The organism is Acrocarpospora pleiomorpha (genome assembly GCF_009687885.1).
Taxonomy (GTDB): domain Bacteria; phylum Actinomycetota; class Actinomycetes; order Streptosporangiales; family Streptosporangiaceae; genus Acrocarpospora; species Acrocarpospora pleiomorpha.
The window spans coordinates 168,594-191,790 of the sequence record NZ_BLAF01000009.1 but is presented as its reverse complement, the minus strand read 5'-3'; the positions used below and the strand labels follow the sequence as shown (position 1 = coordinate 191,790).

General features: G+C 67.4%; 20 protein-coding genes. 10 read left to right on the top strand and 10 right to left on the bottom strand.

Features of this window, described 5'->3' with window-relative positions; translation table 11 throughout:
- Positions 1–96: 96 nt before the first annotated feature.
- Complete coding sequence (locus tag Aple_RS09205) at positions 97–966, top strand: hypothetical protein (RefSeq protein ID WP_155344078.1); 870 nt, start codon at positions 97–99, stop codon at positions 964–966.
- On the opposite strand, the gene Aple_RS09200 is transcribed toward Aple_RS09205, so the two are convergent.
- A complete protein-coding gene (locus tag Aple_RS09200) occupies positions 947–3,517 on the bottom strand; it encodes a tetratricopeptide repeat protein (RefSeq protein WP_155344077.1) in 2,571 nt (856 codons plus the stop codon). The two genes, Aple_RS09205 and Aple_RS09200, sit on opposite strands and share 20 nt — an antisense overlap.
- A 132-nt stretch (positions 3,518–3,649) precedes the next feature.
- Here Aple_RS09200 and Aple_RS09195 point away from each other — a divergent pair, with 132 nt between their 5' ends.
- The 3 genes from Aple_RS09195 (at position 3,650) to Aple_RS09185 (ending at position 8,056) form a co-directional block, all read left to right on the top strand.
- On the top strand, positions 3,650–4,837 hold the full coding sequence (locus Aple_RS09195; protein WP_170321361.1) for an SGNH/GDSL hydrolase family protein: 1,188 nt from the start codon (positions 3,650–3,652) through the stop codon (positions 4,835–4,837).
- 64 nt (positions 4,838–4,901) lie between these two features.
- Positions 4,902–6,431: a choice-of-anchor I family protein gene (locus Aple_RS09190; protein WP_155344075.1), complete on the top strand. Its 1,530-nt coding sequence runs from the start codon at positions 4,902–4,904 to the stop codon at positions 6,429–6,431.
- A gap of 80 nt (positions 6,432–6,511) precedes the next feature.
- Positions 6,512–8,056, top strand: a complete 1,545-nt coding sequence (locus Aple_RS09185; protein WP_155344074.1) for a serine/threonine protein kinase — start codon at positions 6,512–6,514, stop codon at positions 8,054–8,056.
- A 108-nt stretch (positions 8,057–8,164) separates the two neighbouring features.
- Here Aple_RS09185 and Aple_RS09180 read toward each other — a convergent pair whose 3' ends face one another.
- Complete coding sequence (locus Aple_RS09180) at positions 8,165–8,830, bottom strand: HAD family hydrolase (RefSeq protein WP_246264278.1); 666 nt, start codon at positions 8,828–8,830, stop codon at positions 8,165–8,167.
- 282 nt (positions 8,831–9,112) lie between these two features.
- On the opposite strand from Aple_RS09180, the gene Aple_RS09175 reads away from it, so the two are divergent.
- Entirely contained in the window at positions 9,113–9,283 is a 171-nt protein-coding gene (locus tag Aple_RS09175) for a hypothetical protein (RefSeq protein ID WP_155344073.1), read from the top strand.
- On the opposite strand, the gene Aple_RS09170 is transcribed toward Aple_RS09175, so the two are convergent.
- Complete coding sequence (locus Aple_RS09170) at positions 9,280–9,924, bottom strand: FMN-dependent NADH-azoreductase (RefSeq protein ID WP_155344072.1); 645 nt, start codon at positions 9,922–9,924, stop codon at positions 9,280–9,282. The two genes, Aple_RS09175 and Aple_RS09170, sit on opposite strands and share 4 nt — an antisense overlap.
- A gap of 162 nt (positions 9,925–10,086) precedes the next feature.
- Between Aple_RS09170 and Aple_RS09165 the strand changes: the two genes are divergently transcribed.
- Positions 10,087–10,479 (top strand): MarR family winged helix-turn-helix transcriptional regulator, encoded by a 393-nt coding sequence (locus Aple_RS09165; protein ID WP_218038203.1) that lies wholly within the window; start codon positions 10,087–10,089, stop codon positions 10,477–10,479.
- On the opposite strand, the gene Aple_RS09160 is transcribed toward Aple_RS09165, so the two are convergent.
- The 6 genes from Aple_RS09160 to Aple_RS09130 all read right to left on the bottom strand — a co-directional run bounded on the left by Aple_RS09160 (position 10,476) and on the right by Aple_RS09130 (position 19,594).
- On the bottom strand, positions 10,476–11,507 hold the full coding sequence (locus Aple_RS09160) for an IS630 family transposase (protein ID WP_373869575.1): 1,032 nt from the start codon (positions 11,505–11,507) through the stop codon (positions 10,476–10,478). The two genes, Aple_RS09165 and Aple_RS09160, sit on opposite strands and share 4 nt — an antisense overlap.
- Before the next feature lie 590 nt (positions 11,508–12,097).
- Positions 12,098–15,934 (bottom strand): ATP-dependent RNA helicase HrpA, encoded by a 3,837-nt coding sequence (hrpA, locus tag Aple_RS09150; protein WP_155344069.1) that lies wholly within the window; start codon positions 15,932–15,934, stop codon positions 12,098–12,100.
- A gap of 60 nt (positions 15,935–15,994) precedes the next feature.
- On the bottom strand, positions 15,995–16,465 hold the full coding sequence (locus Aple_RS09145; RefSeq protein WP_246264277.1) for a winged helix-turn-helix domain-containing protein: 471 nt from the start codon (positions 16,463–16,465) through the stop codon (positions 15,995–15,997).
- A gap of 139 nt (positions 16,466–16,604) precedes the next feature.
- Complete coding sequence (locus Aple_RS09140) at positions 16,605–17,384, bottom strand: serine hydrolase (RefSeq protein ID WP_170321359.1); 780 nt, start codon at positions 17,382–17,384, stop codon at positions 16,605–16,607.
- A 342-nt stretch (positions 17,385–17,726) separates the two neighbouring features.
- Positions 17,727–18,377, bottom strand: a complete 651-nt coding sequence (locus Aple_RS09135; RefSeq protein ID WP_246264275.1) for a hypothetical protein — start codon at positions 18,375–18,377, stop codon at positions 17,727–17,729.
- Positions 18,378–18,406: 29 nt separating this feature from the next.
- Positions 18,407–19,594: an AAA family ATPase gene (locus Aple_RS09130; RefSeq protein WP_281361537.1), complete on the bottom strand. Its 1,188-nt coding sequence runs from the start codon at positions 19,592–19,594 to the stop codon at positions 18,407–18,409.
- A gap of 606 nt (positions 19,595–20,200) precedes the next feature.
- Between Aple_RS09130 and Aple_RS09125 the strand changes: the two genes are divergently transcribed.
- From Aple_RS09125 to Aple_RS09110, 4 genes are all read left to right on the top strand, one after another.
- Positions 20,201–20,944: a MerR family transcriptional regulator gene (locus Aple_RS09125; RefSeq protein ID WP_155344064.1), complete on the top strand. Its 744-nt coding sequence runs from the start codon at positions 20,201–20,203 to the stop codon at positions 20,942–20,944.
- A complete protein-coding gene (locus Aple_RS09120; protein WP_155344063.1) occupies positions 20,941–21,555 on the top strand; it encodes a hypothetical protein in 615 nt (204 codons plus the stop codon). Before Aple_RS09125 ends, Aple_RS09120 begins: the two co-directional genes overlap by 4 nt.
- A gap of 125 nt (positions 21,556–21,680) precedes the next feature.
- The gene (locus tag Aple_RS09115; RefSeq protein WP_155344062.1) at positions 21,681–21,947 is read left to right on the top strand and encodes a hypothetical protein; all 267 of its coding nucleotides are present in this window, start codon (positions 21,681–21,683) and stop codon (positions 21,945–21,947) included.
- Complete coding sequence (locus tag Aple_RS09110) at positions 21,940–22,371, top strand: PIN domain-containing protein (protein WP_155344061.1); 432 nt, start codon at positions 21,940–21,942, stop codon at positions 22,369–22,371. Before Aple_RS09115 ends, Aple_RS09110 begins: the two co-directional genes overlap by 8 nt.
- A 78-nt stretch (positions 22,372–22,449) precedes the next feature.
- Here Aple_RS09110 and ppgK read toward each other — a convergent pair whose 3' ends face one another.
- Positions 22,450–23,172, bottom strand: coding sequence for a polyphosphate--glucose phosphotransferase (gene ppgK, locus Aple_RS09105; protein WP_155344060.1), 723 nt, complete (start codon positions 23,170–23,172; stop codon positions 22,450–22,452).
- Between the last annotated feature and the right edge of the window lie 25 nt (positions 23,173–23,197).

Below are 23,197 nucleotides of genomic sequence, written 5' to 3'. Positions count from 1 at the left end.
AGAATGAATGTCTCCTAGTTCTTTCGCAATCATTGCGATCAACTCATATTTCGCGCTGGTGGTGGCAGCAGAGAGCATCATCCCCCAGGAGGTCACGTGGCCGACCGCGCAAGACCCGCAACAGCCCTAGATCCCAGCCTGCCGTTCCCGATCCGTCAGCTGCTGGAGACCAACGAGGAACTAATCCGGCGGGTCCGGCAGGGACTCGTCCCGGAGGCCCCCAAATCGCCGCGGCCGATCGTGATCGTGTGTGCCGTGGTCCTGATGTTCGGCGGCGCCCTCGGCGGCTTCTCCACCTTCCTGATCCTGGCCGGCATGACCGGCTTCGTGACGCTGCTCAACCGGTTGCTCACGGCCGACCAGCGCGAGGCCCGGCGAAAACTCCAGATCGTGTACGACCACGCCGACCGGATCGTGCTGCCGAGCGACCTGGACGAGCAGTGCGGGAGCCTGCTCGCCCGGGCGCAGAAGGCGGTCAAGGCCGTGCTGCACTCCACGGTGCACCGCCAGGGCCTGCTCGACACGGACAACAACAACGTCGCCCTGCCCGGGGAAGCATGGGTGATCGCCAAGCGCCTTTCCGACCTGTCCGCGCTCCGGGACAAACACCGCAAGATCGTGGGCCGGAACCCGGATCCGCTGATCGCCGAGGCGGACGCGCCGTACAGCACGACGATCAAGGAGATCACCGCGTCCTTGACGTCCCGGGTGGTGGCCCTGGAGGCGTACGCGGCCCGGGCCAGGGACGCCGACCGCCTCTTCGACGCCTTCCGGAAGGTGACAGAACTGCACGACCTCACCCCCGAGTTCCAACGGCTCTTAGCGGAGACGGCCCCGGACGCGATGGCCACGGCGGAGATCGCCCAGATGTCCACCCAGGCGGTGGCCATCGAGCAGGTCTTCCGCGCCAGCATCGCGGAGGCCAGGCAGGCGGGCACCCACCTGCTCAGCGTGTCGGCGGCCTAGGCGCTTCGGCGCGTTCGAGGACATCTCGGGCGCGCCGAGCGCCGGTCTCGTTGCCCAGGTTCAGGTAGATGTCCAGCGCCTGCCTGGCCGGTTCGCGCGCTTCCTCCCTGCGGTCGGCGCGCAGCAGGATCTCCGCCACGCCGCGCAGGCTGCGCGCCTGCCACCACCGGTCCCCCAGTTCCTCGAAGTCCCGTTCGGCCTGGCGGAACGAGATCACCGCCTCGGGCACCCGGCCAAGACGCTCCAGCGCCCACCCTTCGGAGATCTCGGCCCGGGCCACGCCCCACGAGTCGCCGAGCCGGGCCAGCATCTCCTTGGCGTCCCTGACGTTGGCGTGCTCGGTGAGCAGGTTCTGCGGGTCGCCGATCTCCCCGGCCGCGCGCAGGCTGCGGGCCTCCTCCCACTCCTCGTGGCGGTCCTTGAACGCCTTGATCGCGAAGCGGAGGGCGTTCCCGGCGAGGATGTACTGCCGTTCGGCGGCCAGGTCCTTGCCCTCGGCCAGGAGCGCGCGGGCCTTGGCGGCCAGGACCTCGCCGAGGGCGCGCTGGGTCTGCGCCTCGGAGTAGCGGTTGCCGTCCGCCTCGAAGGTGGCCAGGGATTCCTCCAGGAGGACGGCGGCCTCGCCGTAGCCGCCCTGGGCGAGGCGGAGTTCGGCCAGGTTGCGCTGGGTGCGGGCGGTCCACCAGCGATCGCCTTCGGCCTTGAAGGCGGTGATCGCCTCGACCAGGTGGTCCTGGCTGCGGTCCAGGTTGCCGCTGCTGAACAGGGTCATGCCGATCGTGCGCGAGGCCCGTGCCGCCCACCAGCTCTCGCCCTGCAGGGTCAGCAGCTCCAGGGCCCGGCGCGCGTCGCCGAGCGCGCCGTCCGGGCGGCCCAGGCCGCCGTTCACGGCCGCGCGTTCCAGCAGGGCGATGCCGATCGCGCGTGGGTCGTCCATGCGCTCGGCCGCCTCGCAGACGATGTCGGCGACCTCCTCCCAGTCCGACCAGTACGCCCGGAGCGAGTGGCACAGCGAGCAGAAGGCCCGGCCCATGCCCCAGGCCAGGTCCCACATCTCCTCGTTCCTGGCCTGGTGGATGGCGGCCAGCAGGGCCAGGCGCTCGGAGGTGAACCAGGCGGCGGAGGTGATCTCGCGGCGGGTGTTGTCCACCCGGGGCCAGGTGATCTCGATGGGGGTGATCGTGTCGGGGGAGCTGCGGCGCGGGACCCTGGAGGTCCAGTCCTGGGGCCAGCGGGCGGTGGCGGCGGCTTCGGCGCGGCGGCGGAAGCCGTACAGGACGCGTTCGATGGCGGCGCGGCGCTGGTCGGCGTCGAGGCGCTGTTCGCGGGCGAACAGGCGGACCAGGTCGTGCAGGCGGTAGCGCATGCCACCGGTGGAGTCGCGGCCGGTGCATTCGGCGAGCTGGCTGGTTACCAGCATCTCCAGCTGGTCGGCGCCGTCGGTCTCGGAGGTGTCCAGCAGGTCGCCGGCCACCCACTCCTGCACGTCGGGGGCGGTCAGCTGGGCCAGCAGCCGGAGCAGGCGGCGCTGCAGGTCGGTGCACTCCTCGTAGCTGAGGTGCAGGCTGGCGCGGACGCTGCTGTCGAGCTGGCGGCCGATCTCCAGCTGGTCGAGGCGGCGCCGCTCGTCGGCCAGGCGGAGGGCCAGGTCGTCCAGCGACCAGTGGGCGCGGGTGGCGAGGCGGCCGCCGCAGATGCTGATGGCCAGCGGCAGGCGGTCGCAGAGGCGGACGATGTCCTGGGCGGACTCCAGGTCGGCCACGACCCGGTCCCCGCCCGCCAGGCGGGCCAGCAGCTCCACGCCCTGGGCTTCGGTGAAGACGTGCAGCTGGGTGTCGTAGGTGTTGCGGAGCAGCAGCGGCTTGCGGGAGGTGACGATCACCGCGCACCGCGGTTCGTTCGGGATGAGATCCTTGACCTGATCCCCATCCCTGGCGTTGTCCAGAAATATCAGCAGACGGCGGTCCTTGGTCCAGGTCCACCAGAGCTTCTGCAGCTCGCGCAGGCCGCCGGGGTCGGTGGTGAGGCGCACGCCGAGCGAGCGCAGGAACCCGACCAGCACCTCCTCGGGGCGGACCACGTCGGCGCCGCCGCGCAGGTCGAAGTAGAGCTGGCCGTCGGGGAAGTCGTCGAGGATGTCGTGCCCGAACCGCCCGGCCAGGGCCGACTTGCCGACCCCGCCCTGGCCGTAGATGGACACCACGAACGGCGAGTCGCCGGCCCGGTCGCGAAAACGCTCGCGCAGATCGGCGAGGGCCTCGCCGCGGCCGGTGAAGTGGGCGATGACCGGGGGCAGCTCGGCCGCGACCGGGCCGCCTCCCGGCAGGGCCGCCGGGCGGCGTTTGGCCGGGGCGGCGGTGGCCCAGGCCAGCACCCCGGCCAGCGCGGCGGCGGTGCCGGTGACGCCGAGGCTCACCGCGACCGGCAGGTCCCAGATGTTGGTGGCGGCGGCCAGCGCGCTGCCCACCGCGGCGACCACCCCGATCGCGGCGGGCGCGGCCAGCGCCCGTCGGCCGGTTGCTTGCTCGTCAGGCGGGGACGGTTCGGACATCCGTGTCCTCGGGGGTGTCAGGAAGCCGGGCACTGTGGATTCAAGCACGTCTGACCGAATGACAGCGTTCCAGGGGGCGATTGGCCGTAATGTATCCCCTCGCGAATCAATCTCATGTGGCTTTCGGAGGCGATGGTGCGACCGGTCCACCGGTTCGTCGTGACGGCGTTGATCCTGGCAGTAGCCCTGGTGCCGATGTCGCCCGCGCGGGCGGCGTCCGGGCATCAGGTCGGAACCTGGACCGCGGCCAGCGACCGGCTGCCGACCGCGATCGGCGACCAGACGGTCCGGATGGTGGTGCGCACCAGCATCGGCGGCAGCGGCCTGCGCATCCGCCTGTCCAACGTCTTCGGGCGCACCTCGGTCACGTTCCAGAGCGTCTATTTAGGACTCCAGGCGTACGGCGCTGAGCTGATGGGCAAGACCAACCGGCCGGTCACCTTCAACGGCAAGAAGTCGATCAGGCTCAAGCCGGGGCAGGCGGTGTGGAGCGATCCGGTGGTCAAGAAGATCTCGCCGCGGCAGAGCGTGGTGGTCAGCCTGTACGTGCCCGCATACCTGCCGCAGGTGACGGGGCACGATCGGGCGTACACGACGACGTTCCTGTCCGATCCGGGGAACCACGCGCGGGCCGAGGCGGCGGACAAGTTCACCTACACCAGCACGCAGTGGTACTTCCTCGATCGGGTGGCGGTGACCACCGCGAAGTCGGTGCGGTCGGTGGTGGCGGTAGGGGATTCGCTGACCGACGGCGCGGGGCAGGAGCTCGACGCCAACCGGCGGTGGACCGACTATCTCAACCATCGGATCGGGGCGTTGCCGGCCGCCAAGCGGGTGGCGGTGCTCAACGCGGGGATCGCCGGGAACCGGGTGCTGCAGACGGGGGTCGGGCCGAGCACGCTCAGCCGGTTCAACCGGGACGTGCTGTCCCAGCCGGGGGTGAAGACGGTCGTGCTGTTCTGCGGGATCAACGACATCTCCAAGGGGGAGCTCTCCTCGGCCAGGCCGCTGATCGAGGCGTACAAGAAGATGATCAAGATGGCGCACGCCAGGAAGCTGCGGATTCTGGGCGGCACGCTGACGCCGTTCGCGGGATACCAGAGCTGGACGCCGGAGCGGGAGGCGATCCGGCAGCAGGTGAACCGCTGGATCAGGACGAGCCGGGCGTTCGACGGCGTGCTCGACTTCGACAAGGCGCTGCGCGATCCCGGCACGCCCGACCAGCTGCGCGCCTCCTACGATCACGGCGACCACCTGCACCTCAGCGACTCCGGGCGGCGCAAGCTGGCCTACACGGTGCCGCTCAAGCAGATCCTGTGACGGTTCACCTCATGGTCATCCAGGCGTCAGGAACAAGTCACGAAATATCGCGACGATGCAGGCCATGCGCATCCTCGCCGCCACCACTGGGCTGATTCTCACCTCCACGTTACTGTCCGTGCCCGCACAGGCCACGGGCGGTATCGAACTCACGTTCCTCGGGCGTTTCGCCACCGGCGCGGTCGGCGTCGGCGCGTCCGAGATCACCGCGTACGACCCCGCGACCCGCCGCGTCTTCGTGGTGAACGCCCAGGACGGCACGGTGGACGTGCTGGACATCAAGGACCCGCGCAACCCGAAGAAGGTGGCCACGCTGGTCACGCCGGGGGCCAACAGCGTGGCCGTGAAGAAGGGCCTGGTGGCCGTGGCCCAGCAGGCGGCGGTCAAGACCGACCCCGGCACGGTCAGCTTCTTCTCTGCCCGGAACGGGCGCAAGCTGCGCGAGGTGCGGGTGGGCGCGCTGCCCGACATGGTGATGTTCACCCCGGATGGGGACAAGGTTGTGGTGGCCAACGAGGGTGAGCCGTCCTCGTACTGCGCGGACGGGGTCGACCCCGAGGGTTCGGTCAGCATCGTGGACGTGAAGCGCGGCAGCGTGAAGACCGCGAGCTTCCGGGCGTACAACGGCAAGGAGAACTACCTGCGGGCCAAGGGCGTGCGGATCTACGGTCCGAACGCGACCGCCGCGCAGGACTTCGAGCCGGAGTACATCGCCACCGACAAGCACGGCCGGACGGCCTGGGTGTCGCTGCAGGAGAACAACGCGATCGCGATCGTGGACCTGAAGCATGCCCGGGTTGAGGAGATCGTCCCGCTGGGCTTGAAGGACCACTCCAAGCCGGGCGCGGGTATCGACGCCTCGGACCGGGACACCAAGATCGACATCAGGCCGCGGCCGGTGCTGGGCATGTACCAGCCGGACGCGCTGGCCTCCTTCGAGCAGCGCGGCCGCACCTACCTGGTGACCGCCAACGAGGGCGACGCCCGCGACTACGACTGCTTCTCCGAGGAGGTCAGGGTCAAGGACCTCACGCTGGCCCGGCCGGACGGGGACGCGCTCAAGAAGGACGCCGAGCTCGGCCGCCTCAACGTGACCACGACCTCGCCCAAGAACGCCGCCGGGGCCACCACCGACCTGCACTCCTTCGGCGCCCGGTCGATCTCGATCAGGTCCTCCTCGGGCGCGCCGGTGTGGGACTCGGGCGACCAGATCGAAAAGCTGATCGCCGAGAAACTGCCGGCCCAGTTCAACGCCGACCAGGAGAACAACACCTTCGACAGCCGCAGCGACAACAAGGGCCCCGAGCCGGAGGGTGTCGCGATCGGCGAGATCAAGGGCAGGACGTACGCGTTCGCCGGGCTTGAGCGGGTCGGCGGGATCGTCGCGTACGACGTGAGCAACCCGAGCAGGCCGAGCCTGGCCGGCTACGTCAACAGCCGCGACTTCACCGGCAACGTGGCTGCGGGCACCGCCGGGGACGTCGGCCCCGAGGGCGTGCTGTTCATCCCGGCCGCGCAGAGCCCGACCTTCCGGCCGCTGCTGGTGGTCGGTCACGAGATCAGCGGAACGACGGCCATCTACGAGCTGGGCTAACCTCCGCTGGATGTTCGTGAACCTGCCCGTCACTGCGGGCAGGTTCACTTATCTGTACGGATCCCAATACGGTATGACGCATGGTCGCACCCCTGACGCCTGAGGATCCCCGCGCGCTGGGCGAGTTCACGCTGTCCGGCCGGCTCGGCGAAGGTGGGCAGGGGGTTGTCTATCTCGGCGCGTCCCCTGATGGGGTGCCTGTCGCCATCAAGGTGCTGAAAAGCGGCTTCGACCCGAGTGTGCGGCAGCGGCTGGCCCGCGAGCTCGACGCGCTGCGCGGCGTGGCCTCGTTCTGCACGGCGCGGGTCATCACCGCCGAGGTGGACGGCCGCGAACCCTACGTGGTGAGCGAGTTCATCGACGGCCCTTCCCTCCACGACCGGGTCAGCGCCGACGGCCCGTTACGCGGGGGTGAACTCGAACGCCTCGCGGTCGGTACGGCTACCGCGCTCGCCGCCATCCACGGTGCGGGCATCGTGCACCGGGACTTCAAGCCGGGCAACGTCCTGCTCGGTCCCGACGGGCCCCGGGTGGTGGACTTCGGCATCGCCCGGCAGAGCGAGAGCGCCACGATGACGGCCGGGCCGATCGGCACCCCCGCCTACCTGTCCCCCGAGCAGATCGCCGGGCATCCGGCCAGCCCCGCGTCGGACGTGTTCGCGTGGGGGGCGACGATGGTGTACGCGGCGACCGGCCGCCCGGCGTTCGGCGCCGACAGCGTGGCCTCGGTGCTGCACCGGATCATGACGATCACCCCCGACACCACCGGCGTCCCCGAACCGCTCCGCGCCACCGTGCAACGCTGCATCGACAAGGACCCCACCCGCCGCCCCACCTCCCGCGACCTGCTCCTCACCCTGGTCGGCTCCACCCCCGACCCGCTCTCCATGGGCGCCGCCGCAGCCCACCCGCCGGCACAGACTCCCCCGCCGCCGGGCTACCCGCCCGCCGGGCAGTCATCCTGGCCCGGTCAGGCTCCCCAGTCCTGGCCCGGCGGCCAGCCGATGGGTACCGGACCAGGTCAGAGCTGGGAGCAGCATGCCACCGCGCCGAGCAGTACGGGCGGCAACCGAGGGCTGATGATCGCCCTGCTGGTGGCTCTGGTCGCGATCATCGGCACCACCGCCATCGTGGTCCCCCGCATCGTCTCCGGAACCGGCGACACCAACGCGAACTCGTCCTCCTCCACCGCCGAAGCGACCGTGGACCCAGCGGAGACTCCATCCGACGACGCCGAAACCCCTACCGAAGAACCCACACCCTCAGAGGACTCCACTGAGGACACCACCGAGGCCACCGACGCCACCGTCATCCCGGACGCCTATGCCGGAATCTGGGCAGGCCACATCGTGCCCGAACCCCAGGGCGCCATGAGCGAACACGACATCCGCATCGAACTCCCCGCCGGCGAAGCCACCGGCAAATGGTACGAAGACGGCTGCGACACCGGCACTCTGACGGTGAACAAGATCGAGGCCGACTCCATGGTCCTCCGCCTCGACAACAACGCCGGCTGCGTCCCCGGCACCGTCATCCTCACTCCCAAGGACGACCAGCTCGGCTACCAGTGGGACGACGACCTCGGGCTCGTCACCTACAAGGGCGACCTCAAAAAGGAAAGCTGACCGCGCGACTCACCCGATCGCCAATGCTTCCTCCGCTCGCAACCGGCAAGGGATGGCCCGACAGTCCGGCCGCTTTTCGCGGGTGTCCTCAACCTCGCGGTCGCGACCTTACGAGGGAGCGTCCAAGAGTTCAGCCAGCTCGTCCAACCCGTCGATGACGAAGTCACAGGCGGCGGACTCCGGACGATCGGCGTGCAGGTAACCCCACGGCCCCCTCCGCAACAACGCCGTGCGCATCCCTACCCGCGCGGCTGGAAGCACGTCATTGTCCAACCGATCCCCCACATAGAGGATCTCCTCTGGCGCCCGCCCCGCCACCTCCGCCACCTTCGCGAAGAACCCGGCCTGCGGCTTCGACAACCCCCACCCCGCCGAGGTGTAGATCGCGTCGACCGGCAACTCCATGGCCACCAGCGCGTCATACGCCTGCACCGGCTGATTCCCAGCGACGATCACCTGAAAGCCCAGCTTCCTGAGCTCCCCCAGACTCCCCCTGACATCCGGATAGAGATCGTCGCCATCGAAGTTCTCCCGAAGCCCATCCGGATCCTCCCGCCGCCACGCCTCCATCTCAGCCCGCACATCCAGCCCCGGCCGAACCACCTCAAAAGCATCCCGATGAGACCGATCGAGCGCCGCCATCCCGCCTAACACCCCCATGAACGTCAAGCGCGTCACCCCCAACCGATCAGCCCACCGCGACCAAATCCGCGTCTCATCAATCAACGTCTCCCCAACATCAAACACAACCGCCCGAATCACAACACCCTCCACATCAGGCCATCCTGCCGCTGGTCCGCGACCGACAAGATCTCCGCCTACGTTACTCCGGGTCTTCCCTGACATATGGGTCGCACGACGCGGTCCCCAACAAGGAGACCCCCGTGACCGACTTGGGATCCCCGACGGGTCAGGCACCGCCATCCGGCGCCGTTTACGCAGGAAATGGACCCGGTTGGAGGAAATCCTCTCCGACATGCTGACCATCGCCCGGCTGGACCCGGGAACCCCACAGGCCAGGGAACCAGCCGGCCTGGCTGAGCCGGCGAACCAGGAGTGCACAATGCGCCCCAGACGAGCAAAAGGCTCGTCCGGCCCTTTCAGGCGGGGTGCAGGCGGCCGGGTGCGCCTGGCCGCCTGCCCACCGACCTGCTGGACGACGGCGACCGCCACGCCATGCTGACGGTGTGGCTGCCGCCGCTCGCCCATCCCCACCTGATCGCCTAAGCGGGCACCCCGGCACGCCACAGGGTGTCGATCTCGCGCTGGGCCGCCGCCAGGCTCTCGACGGCCAGCGGGATCAGATCGGACATCGCCGGATTCACCTGGGCCAGCGTCAGCTCGGCCGTGATGAACCGCGGCCGCAACCCCACCACGGACAGCCCGTGCGGAAGCCACGGCTCGGCGTGGTCCCAGCCTTCACGCGGGGTGCCCGGGCCGTAGCCACCGCCGCGGCTGGCCAGCACGATGAACTCCTTGTCGGCCAGCAGCCCGGTCCCGGTCTCGGGGTCGTACGCCAGCCTGGGGGTGATGAGGTAATCCACCCAGGCTTTGACGCTGCTGGGCGCGCTGTAGTTGTAGAGCGGCATGCCCAGCAGGACCGTGTCTGCCCGCTTGACCTCGTCGACGAGCTGCTCGGTCAGCTGCCACGCGGCGGCCTGATCGGGGGTGTGCTGCTCGACCGGGGCGAGCCGGGCCAGGAAGGCCGCCTCGTCGAGGTGCGGCAGCGGGCGGCGGCCCAGGTCGCGGTAGGTGACAGTGCCCTCCGGGTGCGCCGCCCGCCAGACCTCGGCCGCTTGGGCGGTGAGCTTGCGGCTGGTCGAGCGCTCGCCCTGGATGCTGGAGTCGATGTGAAGCAGGTGTGCCATATGATTCCCCTTGGATAAATCGTTTGTGATACACAAATGATTACTACACCATCGACTGTTCTGCCAAGTCGGTAGACTGGTGTCATGACCTCCCCGCCCGCCACAGGCCAGACGGGCCACCGCTCGGGCCCCCTGCTGGACCACCTCGCGCGCCTTATTCGCATGCGCGCCGAAACGGTGCTGGCCCCACTCGGACTTCGGCCCCGCCACGTCGTCACGCTGACCGTGCTGCGCAACGGCGGCGCCTGCAACCAGCAGGCCTTGGCCACCATGCTGGCAATGGACGCCACCAACGTGGTCGGCCTGCTGAACGAACTCGAGGCCCAGAAGCTGATCGAACGCCGCCGCGCCCCCGAAGACCGTCGCCGCCACGTGGTGCAGCTCACCGAAGCGGGCACACAGCGGCTGGCCGACGTCGAGGCCGCCCTGGCGGCGGTCGATGACGAGGTGCTCGCCTCACTCGACGCCGACCAGCGCGAGACCCTCTACGCCCTGCTCCAGCAGGCGGTCAGCAACGGCAAGGTGATCTGCACCGAAACCGTTGTGGAGTGCTAGTGTCCTGGTCCAGAGATTCGAGCGCAGTAGCGGCCGATGGCGCCGATGATCTGGTCGGCGTCCTTGGTCCAGGTGAACGGGCGGGCGTTTTCGTTCCAGTGCTTGAGCCATTCCTGCAGCGCCCTTGTCAGCTCGTCGAGGGAACAGAACACGCCGCGATCGAGGCGGCGGCGCTGTAGTTCGGCGAACCACCGCTCGACCTGGTTAATCCACGACGAGTAGGTGGGGGTGAAGTGCAGGTGGACCGTAGGATGCGCGAGGAGCCATTTATGGACCACCGGGGCCTTGTGCGTGGACAGGTTGTCACAGATCACGTGAATCTCAAGGCCCGGCTCGACGTGGTGGAAGATCTCATCCAGGAAGTCCCGGAAGTCCACCGCACGATGCTGGGCCGATAACTTGCCGATCACCTTGCCGGTGGCCACGTTCAGCGCCGCGAACAGGTCGATGGTGCCGTGCCGGTGATAGTCGTGGCTGCGCCGCTCGGGCGTGCCGGGCATCATCGGCAGCACTGGCGCCGACCGCTCGATCGCCTGGATGTGCGGCTTCTCGTCGACGGACAACACCACCGCGTGCTCGGGCGGGGATAAGTACAGGCCGACCACATCGCGGATCTTGTCGATCAGCAACGGATCGGTGGAGATCTTGAACTCCTCCACCAGATGCGGTTGCAGGCCGAACGCCCGCCAGATGCGCCGCACGCTGGAGGCCGAGATCCCCACCCGGGCGGCCAGCTCCCGCCGGGACCAGTGGGTGGCTCCTTCGGGGACCTCTTCCAGGGTGCGCACCACCACCTCCTCCACCTGAGCATCGGTGAGCGTGCGTGGAGCACCGGGCCGCGGCTCGTCACCAAGCCCGTCCAGCCGGCGATCGATGAACCGATTGCGCCACTTGCCCACCGTGTCCCGCGTGACGCCCAGACGCCGGGCCACGGCGGTGTTGTCCAGGCCGTCGGCACACAGCAAGATGATCCGCGACCGGTGGGCCAGCACCTGCGCGGTCTTACCGCGAGTGGCCCACCCTTGCAGCGTCCGCCGCTCGTCTACGCTCAGCGTGAGCGGCCGTCGTGGTTTGCCCGCCATCCCTCCATTAGATGACGGAACTCAAAACCGGGACACTAGCCCCGTTTTCCGCACACGCTGCATCGTTGCAACTCAGTCGCTATACAAGATCCGGCACCTTAGATGATCACCCCAGGTCAATGGTGATCACGTGCGGAATGCAGGGCTAGCGTGACTCATCGGGCGGGGTCTGGGGCCACAGGTCCGGCTTCAGGCTTGGCTGTGATGTAGGGGGCCAGGCCGTAGTCGCCGACCAGACCGCCGACGCTCAGCCCACCTCACCCCCCCCCCGCTACCAGCAGATCGCCGACCGGATCGCCGCCGACATTCGCAGCGGCCATATCCCCGGCCGCCGCCCCGTCCCCAGCGAAGGCGCCCTCGTCACCGAGTACAGCGTCTCCAGGGGTCCGGCAGGCCATCACCTACCTCCTTCGCCACGGGTGGGTAATGACCGTCCCTTACCAGAGCGCCTACCCCGCCTCACCCCAGAGCCGGCTCACCGAGTAGGCGGTGTCTCCCTTGGGCGAAGTCGGGTAGGCGGAAGTAGCACGTGGGGCCTACAGCTGTTCCATCGCCTTTCTGATGCGTTTTTCGGAGACCGGGGTCGGGGTGCCGAGTTGCTGGGCGAAGAAGCTGACGCGGAGTTCTTCGATCATCCAGCGGATGTCCTTGACGGCGGGGGCGTCGCGGCGGGCGGGGGGAAGTTTGTCCACCAGGTCGCGGTAGTCGTCTTCGATGTCGTGGACTTTGAACATCCATTCGCGGTCGCGGTGCGGGTCGTCGGGGAGTTTTTCGAGGCGGCGTTCGATGGCTTTGAGGTAGCGCTGGAGGTCGGGGAGGCGGGCATGGCCGGTGGCGGTGACGAAGCCGGGGAAGACGAGGTTGCCTAGCTGGTCCTTGATGTCGGCTACGGCGTCGGCGGGGCCTTTGGTGGCGTTCTGGACGGTGTGCCAGAGGGCGAGCACGCGTTCGACTTTCGTGACGACGTCGTGAGTCGTCGCGTACAGGTCGGATCTGAGGTGGTCGTGAAGGCGGGTGAACGACTGCTCGTCCCAGGCGGGGCCGCCGGCGTCCTTGATGAGTTTGTCGGCGGCGCAGGCGGCGCAGTCGTCGAAGAGGGCGGTGGCGCCGCCGTGCGGGCTGCGGCTGAGAGCGAGTTTCTGGGTGGTGGTGAGGCCGCGAAGGATGGATTTGGCGGGGTTGAGGGTGCTGAGCAGGAGCAGTCGCCGGGTGCCCGCCCACATGGCGCGCTCCTGCTCGGCCGGCGTCTCGAACATCCGGACCGCGACCGTGTCACCGCGATCGACCAGCGCCGGATAGGCCCGCAACCGGCCCTGCTCGAACACCTTCGGCAGGGTCCCGATCGTCCAGGAGGTCAGGCCCTCGCGTTCGAGGCCGGTGGCGGCCTCAGAGAGGGTGGCCCGGAGTTTGGGCGCGAGCCGGCGTTTCAGCGCGTCGAGATCCTTGTCCTCGGCGACCGGCCGTTTGCGCTCGTCCACCACCCGGTAGGTCACGCGCAGATGGTCGGGCACCTGCTCCATGCTCCACGCCTCCCGGGGAATCACCACCCCGGTCATGCGGTGCAACTCGCGCTCCAGCGCGTCCAGGATCGGCTCGCTGCCCGGTGTCACCCGTTCCAGCACGGATTTGGCGAAGTTGGGCGCGGGAACGAAGTTACGCCGCAGATGTTTGGGCAGCGACCGGATCAGCGCGGTGATCAGATCCTCCCGCAGGCCGGGGATCTGCCAGTCGAAGCCCGCGCCGTTGACCTGGTTGAGCACCTGCAACGGCACGTGCACGGTGACACCGTCGGCTTCGGTACCAGGCTCGAACTGGTAGCTCAGCTTCATACGCTGACCGCTCTGCCGGATCACGTCCGGATAGTCGCGGGCGCTGACATCGGCGTTCTCGTTGACCAGCATGTCCGGCGAGAACGTGAGAATCGTCTTGTCGGGCGCTTTCTTCCACCAGCTGTCGAAATGCCGCCCGGACACCACCTCGGCCGGAATGCGCTGATCGTAGAAGTCGAAGAGGGTCTCGTCGTCGACCAGGATGTCGCGGCGGCGGGCCTTCTCCTCCAGCTCCTCAACCTCCTGCAGGAGCTTACGGTTCTCGTGGAAGAACGGATGGTGGGTCCGCCAGTCGCCGTCCACCAGCGCGCGCCGGATGAACAGCTCGCGCGACAGCTCGGGATCGATCCTGCCGTAGTTGACCTTACGCTCGGTGACGATGGGAACGCCGTAAAGCGTCACCTTCTCCAGGGCCATCACCGCGGCCTGGTCCTTCTCCCAGTGCGGCTCGCTGTACGCGCGTTTGACCAGATGCTGCGCGAGCGGTTCGACCCACTCCGGCTCGATCTTGGCATTGACCCGCGCCCACAGCCGGGACGTCTCCACCAGTTCCGCCGACATCACCCATTGCGGTTGCTTCCGGGCCAGCGCCGACCCAGGGAAGATCGCGAAGCGGGCGTTGCGGGCGCCGACATACTCGGTGAGCGGCCGCCGCTGCCCCGGTTGCTCCTTCTTGGCCACGTCCTTGACGCCGATATGCGACAGCAGCCCCGCCAGCAGCGACAGATGCACCCGCTGCGGGTCGGCGTCGGCGCTGTTGAGCGTGACGCCGAGGGTCTTGGCGACCTGCCGCAGCTGGCTGTCGATGTCCTGCCACTCGCGAACCCGCAGGTAGTTGAGGAACTCAGCCTTGCACAGCCGCCGGAACGCGCTGGAGGACAGCTCCTGCTGCTTCTCCCGCAGATACCGCCACAGATTCAGGTAAGTGAGAAAGTCGGATTCCTTGTCCGCGAACCTGCGGTGCTTCTCGTCGGCGGCCTGCTGCTTGTCGGCCGGACGTTCGCGCGGATCCTGGATCGACAACGCCGCCGTGATGATCATCACTTCGCGCACGCAGCCGTTCTGGTCGGCCTCCAGCACCATCCTGGCCAGCCGCGGGTCCACCGGCAACTGCGCCAGCTTGCGCCCCAGCGGCGTCAGCCCGCCCTTCGCGTCCAGCGCCCCCAGCTCGTGCAGCAGGTTGACGCCGTCCTTCACCTGCCTGCTGTCCGGCGGCTCCACGAACGGGAACGCCGCGATGTCCCCCAGCCCGAGCGAGGTCATCTGCAAGATGACGCTCGCCAGGTTGGTACGGAGAATCTCCGGATCCGTGAACTCCGGCCGCCCACCGAAGTCCTCTTCGGCGTACAGCCGGATGCACACCCCGTCGGACGTACGCCCGCAGCGCCCCTTCCGCTGGTTGGCCGACGCCTGCGAGATCGGCTCGATCGGCAGCCGCTGCACCTTCAGCCGGTGGCTGTACCGCGAAATACGGGCATTCCCGGGGTCGATCACATACTTGATGCCCGGCACCGTCAGCGACGTCTCGGCCACGTTGGTGGCCAGCACGATCCGCCGCCCGGTGTGCCGCTGGAACACCCGGTGCTGCTCGCCCGCCGACAGTCGCGCGTACAACGGGAGGATCTCCTCGCGGCGGCCCTTCAACGCGTCGGCGGTGTCGCGGATCTCCCGCTCCCCGCTGAGAAAGACGAGAATGTCCCCCGGGCCTTCCCGGTTCAGCTCGTCGACCGCGTCCACGATCGCCTGCGTCTGGTCGTCCTGATCCTCATCGATCGGGCGATAGCGCACCTCCACCGGGTACGTCCGCCCGCTCACCTCCACGATCGGCGCGCCGCCGAAATGCTGGGAGAACCGTTCGGGGTCGATCGTGGCCGAGGTGATGACGACCTTGAGGTCGGGGCGTTTGGGCAACAACTGCTTGACGTACCCAAGAATGAAGTCGATGTTGAGGCTGCGTTCGTGGGCCTCGTCGATGATCAGTGTGTCGTACTGGGAGAGGAACCGGTCGGTCTGCATTTCGGCCAGCAGGATGCCGTCCGTCATCAGTTTGACCAGGGTGCCGTCGCTCGAATGGTCGGTGAACCTGACCTTGTAGCCGACCGCCTCCCCGAGCGGGATCTCCAGCTCCTCGGCGATGCGCTCGGCGACGGTCCTGGCCGCGATCCGGCGCGGCTGGGTGTGCCCGATCAGGCCGTGCACACCCCGGCCCAGCTCCAGGCAGATCTTCGGCAGCTGGGTGGTCTTGCCGGAACCGGTCTCGCCCGCGACGATCACGACCTGGTGGTCCCTGATCGCCGCCAGGATGTCGTCCTTGCGCTGGCTGACCGGCAGCTGGTCGGGATAGGTGAGCACGGGAACGGCGGCGCGCCGGACCGCGACCCGCTGTTCCGCGACGTCGAGTTCGCCGGAGATCTGCGCGGCGATGGCCTGCCGGGCCTTCGGGTCGCGGACTTTGCGCATGCCGTCGAGGCGGCGGCCCAGCCTGCGCTGATCGCGCAACATCAGGTGGGGCAGGCGGCCCTGGAGGTCGGAGAGCGTATTCATTCCGTCCTCAAGGATAGGCAACCCGCCCCTGGGCACCGCCAATCGTTTTCTCCGGGCGCGTCAGCGGGGCGGAGCCTGGTACTTGTAACCCACGTTGCGCACGGTGATGATCCGCTCCGCGTGCCGCCCGAGTTTGCGGCGGAGGCGGAGAATGTGCACGTCGATCGTGCGGGCGTTGTCGTCGCCGTACCGGTCCCAGACGGCGGCCATGAGCTGTTTGCGGTTGTAGACGCGGCCGGGCGCGGCGGCCAGGTAATCGAGCAGCTCGAACTCGCGGTAGGTCAGTTCGACCGAGACGCCGTCCAGGCGGACGGTGCGGGTGTCGCGGTCGATCTCCAGGTCGTCCCGGCGGCGCGGCGGCAGCTCGGGTTCCGCTCGCGGTTCCGTACGCGGTGCGGAGACCAGGTGGCTGACGATGACAAGCGCGGAATCGGTGCCGGGAACGGGGATGACACCGAGCACGGTGCCGTCATCCACGATCGGTTCGTGAGCGGAACGCGGGACGAAGTCGATGACGTTCGCCTGAGACATCGGGATTCTCCTTTTTTGCCTGGTTGATGTGGCCGACGGGGGTGCGCGGTAGATCAACAGGCGGCGCTGCAGACGCGGAGCAGATCGATGTAGCGACGCTCGGTCAGGGCATCCATGCTCGAATCTTGGCATGAATAATTCATATTGTCCAGGTAGGAATTAAGGGGAAGGTCCCCCTGAGGGGCAGCGGCACGCACGGGTAGAGCCGGACCAGGCCGAGGCCGGGAAGGCGCCGGGACACGAGGGCGCTGACCTGTTCGATCGTGGCTATGCCGGTTTCCATGGTGGGTTGGATGTCGGATTGCACGGAGATCAGGTAGTCGCGGCCCGGCCCGAAGACCCGGCCGTAGCTGGTCACCGCCCAGGTGTTGTCCACAAACGCCCGCGGCGTCCAGCCGTTCTTGAGCGCGACCCGATCGCCAGGCCGGGCTCCCGCGCTGATTCCCCACTTCTGGGCGGGCTCGACTTGCTCCATCAGGGCCAGCACGTAGGCCCGGTCCTCCGGTGCGAGCCCTTGGGTGCCTTTGACCAGGGCGGTGAGCAGTCGTACCCGATCGGCTGGGCTGGTGGTGGTGCCCCAGAAGTGGCTGGGGCCAGGGGCGGTATCGGTCAGGCCGAGCTGGCGGTAGGTGGTCTCCAACCCGGCGGCCCCACCGATCCGGCGGTAGAGCTCATCGGCGGCAAGGTTGTCGCTATGGCGGATCATGTCCTCGGCAGTCGCCTGCTCCGCGGCGGTGAGTCTCCGACGCTCCGCCCGAACCTGGCGCAGCAGCGTGACCAGAATGTCCACCTTGCTCCCACTAGCAGTGATCTGATCCTTCCGAGTGGACCGGTAGCCGACGGTCGCCCCGGTAATCAGATCCTTGACCATGACCGCGACCTGTCCCGGCCGATGAGCGACCAGCTCACCTAACTCCACATCCAGCTCGCGCCGAGCTTCCTCTGCCGCCCTCTCATCCCGATATCGCGTGGTGCAAGGCGCGGCCACGCTCCCGACGGAAGGTACGTCGCCCCCGAACCAGCCAACAAGCCAACCAGCACATAGCGGACAAACCCTGACATGCGGGGATGCTAGCGACCACACCGTGCGTTTCCGCTGCCGTTTGACCTAGTCGTAACGACAACGTTTCTCATGAGGGCACGCGGATCGCTGAACTCGCCATACTGATCGAGACCTTCAGGACCGCTGAACGACCTCGACGACTGCCCCCAGCGGGCACGAGATCATCGCGGACCATGACCGGCGCCCGGCGGGTCGCGTTCAGGGGTGTGCGGGTTGGCGCAGGTGTTCCGAGCAGCATCGAGTCGCATCACCGCACAATTGGGTCCACGAACGGTTCGACCCGACAGGATGCGCCAGGAGCCTCATCTCCCTGGCCTTCTCGAAGATCTCCGGCGCATCTGACTCTCGATATCTGCGGCCCGAGCGACTGACCTCGTTCATGAGGATCCGCTTCGGGTCGGAGAGCCGACCGGTATCTCTGCCCCGGTATCTCGCTGGCAACTGCCAGTTCGCTACGAATGCGGCGAGCGCGTCAGGGAAAAGTAACAGCCACGCCTCGGTTTCCCACACTGCCAATACATAATGCGCGGAGCCCAGCGCCTTGTTCATCGCCTTTTCCACACGCTCGCGCAGTACGGGATATTCGCTGCTATCCGCCCGGTCCAGATCCTCGTGCACGAAAACACAGGCGACCTCCGCGCCCTCCCGCGCGGCACGAGCGTTGACCAGCTTGCGCAACCGGTCGACCCGTTCGTCCAGACGTTCGTTTCCTGCCGCCCAGAATTTCATGCTCGGATTGATCTCGACCAGTCGTCCGCGCATATCTGGGCAGTGCTCTTCGAGCAGGGTTCGCAGACAGCGGCGATCATTGCTGTCCTCTCCGACCAGGACGACGACAGGGCGTTTCACGGCACGAGTTCGGGTGCCGCCATTCCGGCTCACAGATCACCCCCGAGCGCGCCGGAGAACCAGAGTTCACCAAGCGGCAGCCCTTCGCTGGCCGCGACGATCTCTTTTACTTTCTCATTTGAGATCGCGGGTATGATCGAGGATCCGTCGGCTGACCGCTCGCACACGATGAGCTCATCCGGCGTCAGGCGGTTGGCGAATGCCGGAGAATGCGTCGCGATGAGGAACTGGGTGCGCTTGCTTTGTTCGCGTATGCGGTTGACCAGTAGCTCCAGTGCCTGCGGGTGAAGCCCGTGGTCGATTTCCTCGATGCACGTCAGCGCGGGCGGCCTCGGGTCGTAGAGGAGGGCCAGCAGGCTCAGCAGGCGGATCGTTCCGTACGAGGCGTCCGCGAGTTGGGTGGGGTCACGCAGGCCCCTTTCGCGTAGGACTACCACTACTTCACGAGCCGGGCCGGACGGGTGCTCGAAGTCGATGTCCTCCAACTGTGGCAGCACCGCGACAGCGTCTGCCACAAGGAACTCCCATGCCTCCGTGGCCGACAGTGAAAGGAGGGAGATGGCCAGGTTGGAGGCGTCCGAATCAATCGCGGAGAACTTGGTCCCCCGCATGCGCGAAGGCTTGGCCGCTGCTTCCACGTCAATCTGTACTATCTTGAAGGAATCCAGGAAGTCGGCGAGTGAACGCACTTGCGCACCGCCCATCCCGGGAGCCAGCCGAGAGAGCGTGGAAAGCCCACTGCTGAGAGGGTTGATGCCCAGGGCAGCTTCACCGAGCCGACTCTCGTCAAGCCGGAAAGGAGGAGGCGCGAGTATTTCGCGCACTGAACCATCCGGTGCGAGCGTCTCCATCGATGCGCTGGCCCCTTCCACCTGGGTCAGCCTCCGTGTTCCGTCCGCAAAATCGAAAACGAACCGCTCTTCGCGGGCTAGGACGGGACCGGTAAGTTTGAGCGTATAGTGACCTGCCACAGTCTGGGCGTCCCAGGTGCCGCTAAGGTCGATCTGAAGAAAGTCATCAGCTCGGTCGCCGCGGAACAGAATTGACTCAAGACCACCCCGGCGTTCGAGTGCCGGTTCCAAGTCCGTTCTCACGATGTCAGCCAGGAATCGGAAGACTTCGAGCACATTAGTTTTTCCCGCGCCGTTCGGCCCGACCATCACGTTCACGGGCCCAAGTGGAAGCGTGATATCTCGTAGGCTTCGGAAGTTACGCACCCGCAATTCCAGCAACCGATCGTCCACAACATCCCACCTGTCCGCTAGTCACACGATCATCCTGCCGGAGTTCCCAGGCTCGAAGTGATACGGCAACGGGCCATCCCCGCGGGCGCGGGGCCAACCAAAAGCGTAGTCGTTACTGTGGGTCATAACCGCTCCACGCCAGGGAACGTCGCTGACGATTGGGCCCTCATAGGGGTTCGATCGGCTGGCAATCCTGTGCGGCACCGACGGGGCGTGACCAGGCCTGCTTCCCCGGCTCTTCTCGATCGCATTGGTCGTGCTCTCGTCCTCGATCATGCGGTGGATCTGGGCCTGGATGCCGGGTACGTCCTTCGGGGCAGGTAGTCGAAGATCGACTTGCCGGTCCGCTCGACCGGGTCGTAGCCGTAGGTCTCCTGGACGCCCGCGCTGATCTCCTGGACCGAGGCTAGCCAGCTCGGCGGGAGAGTTCATTGTCCCGGAACTCGTGTCGGTTATGCCTGGTTAGTGTGCTCTGATGGAAGCACAGACGACACCAGCCTTCGAAGAGATCGGGGACGCTGTTTGAAGCGTGCGAGAAGCGTTTGACCTTGTCGTAGCGTCAACGTTTCTAATGGGGGCATGCGGATCGGTGAACTCGCCGCACTGGTCGGGATCTCCACCCGCGCTGTGCGCCACTACCATCACCTGGGACTTCTCCCCGAGCCGGTACGGCTGGCCAACGGTTACCGTGATTACGGCCTTCGTGACGCTGTCACTCTGGCCCGGATTCGGCGGCTGGCCGAGCTCGGCCTCTCGCTTGACGAGATCCACGATGTCCTGGCCGACGATCAGGGTAAGGAGCTTCGCGAAGTCCTCGCGGGGCTTGACGCTGACCTGGCCCGTCAGCAGGACATGATCGCCGCGCGCAGAGCGCGCCTGGCCACGCTGCTGACTGAGCCCGATCTCACCCCCGAATCGGCGGTCTCGCCCGACCTGGCGGCGGTGCTTCGAGACTTGACCGCCGGCGGGTCGAGTTTCGCCGCCCTCGACCGGCAACTCCTGGCCCTCATGGACACGGTCGCGACACCCGCCGATCGCGATCAGGTCCTCGACCTGGTTCGTCCCCTCATCGAGCCCGATGCCCTCGCTCGCAGCCACGATCTCTACGCCCGCCTCGACGACCTGGCCGACGCCGACCCGGCCGACCCCCGTGTCGCCGCCCTCGCCGCCGACCTGGTCGCCCACATTCCCGCCGACATGGCCGCCGCGATGATCGCCCACTCCGACGGCGACTGGCAGGGCTGGATATTCGACGAGGCCACCCCCGCCCAAGCCGAGGTCTTCCGCCTGGCCGTGATCACCCTGACGGAGCGCACTCAATGATCGCAATCATCCGCAGAATCGCTGGATTCGACGCGAAAGGCATGGTCAGCCTGGTCCTCTGGGCGCTCCGCCGCCGCAACGGCGTCCCGCCCGGCTCGGTCGAGGTCACGTACGCAAAAGAACAGACCACCACATTCGTCATCTTTCTGATCTTGATGGCTTTGGAAACGGTCGTCCTCGACGTGATCCTCCGCGCCATCGACGCCCCGGAGGCCGTGCGCCTGCCCGTCCTCTTTCTCGACCTCTACGGCATCCTCATCGGCCTCGCGGTCGTCGCCGCCTGCGTCACCCGCCCCCACGTGGTGACCGCCACCGAACTACGCCTCCGCTACGGCGCCTTCTTCGACCTGCGCATCCCCCGCGGGCAGATCGCCACCATCCGCCTGTCCCGCAACTACAACGAGAACGGCATGGTCACCGTCACCGGAGACCGCCTCAGCCTCGCCGTCTCCTCCCAAACCAACATGATCGTCAACCTGACCGACCCGATCACCATCACCCGACCCCTCGGCCGCCAGGCTCAGGTCACCACCATCCGCTTCTTCGCCGACGACCCCACCACGGCCCTCACCGAACTGAGTCTCCGAAGTTCGGACTCCCCTGCCATGTGAACGCCCACACCGAAACCTGTGCCGTACAGCATGGCGGACGGCCAGACCGAAGCGTCCTGGTGGAAATCCGGTTCCTGGCCAAACAGCCTGGGTAGCGGGCCAAACTGGGAGTATGATCCCCGGGTATGAGCGACATTAAGCGGCGCATCACCATCACCGTAGACCCGGTGGCAGCGGACTACGCCGAGCAGCTCGTCGCGGCCGGCCGTGCAGAGTCGGTGTCCGCCGCGTTCAACGCGGCGATCCTGGCTCGCCGGCGCCGCGAGCACCAGGGCCTTGCGCTGCTGCGCGAGCGGGCAGCTCACGCCGACCCGGCCAGGGTCGCCAGGATGCGCGCTCACATCGACCAGCAGGCCCGCGCCCAGGGCTTCCAGGTAGCGGCCGGTGAGTGATCACACTCCGACGCCGTACATCCTCGACACGAGCGTCCTGCAAGAGTTGGTCCGCGGGGACGGCGATCTCATCAGCCTGATTCAGGACTTCGACAGGACCGGCCAGCCCATGGTGGCGCCGGTCCTGGCCGTGGCCGGGGCGCTGCTGGCCAATCGCGGCGTCGCGGACGCTGAGGCATCGCTGGCCGGATTTTCGGCTTTCGGCAACGTCGTCATCGCACCGTTGGATGGCGTTGATCAGGCAGCTGATCTTGTCGACATGATCTCCGCCACCGGACTTGACCCGTGGAATGCGCACGTCGCCGCAATCGCCAACGTCTCGGTCTGCCCGATCCTCACCATGAACGCCGCCGAATGGCAGGAGCCCTCAGCCGCGCTCGAACACCCGCTCCACACCATCGAAATAGCCGAACCCGACAACTAGACCAGCAGGTGAGAGGGGTCGGAACGAACTGCTGCTCATCAGAGTCTGCCTCTCGCTGGTCGTTGTCGCCCCGGGGATTCACTTCTCGGTGGTGGCCAGGGCGGCGCCGACGATGCCGGCCTCGTTGAGGAGCATGGCTGGGAGGATCGGGGTGTTGATGGTGACGTCCGGGAGGAACTTCTTGGCCTTCTTGCTGACTCCCCCGCCGATGATGATCAGGTTGGGGGAGAGCAGGCGTTCCATCTGGAGGAGGTACTCCTGGACGCGGTCGGCCCAGATGCCCCAGCTGAGTTCCTTCTCTGAGCGGGCCTGGTCGGAGGCGCGGGTCTCGGCGTCCTTGCCGCGGATCTCGATGTGGCCGAACTCGGTGTTGGGGACCAGTTTGCCGCCGGTGAACAGGGCGCTGCCGATGCCGGTGCCGAAGGTGAGGACCAGGACCACGCCCTGGTGGCCCTGACCGGCGCCGAAGGTCATTTCGGCGATGCCGGCGGCGTCGGCGTCGTTGAGGACGTGGGTGTTCTTGCCGAAGAGGGCGCGGCCGTCGACGCCGACCCAGGAGCGGTCGACGTTGGCGGCGGTACGGATCTCCCCGTTGATGATCACTCCGGGGAAGGTGATGCCGATCGGGCCCTTCCAGGAGAAGTGTTTGACGATCTTCTGGACCACGTCGGCCACCGCGTCCGGCGTTGACGGCTCGGGGGTCGGGATGCGGTAGCGGTCTTCGACCAGTTCGCCCGTCTTGATGTCCACCGGCGCGCCCTTGATGCCCGACCCGCCGATGTCGATGCCGAGTACGTTCATGCTCTTCACCGTTACCCGCGGAAGG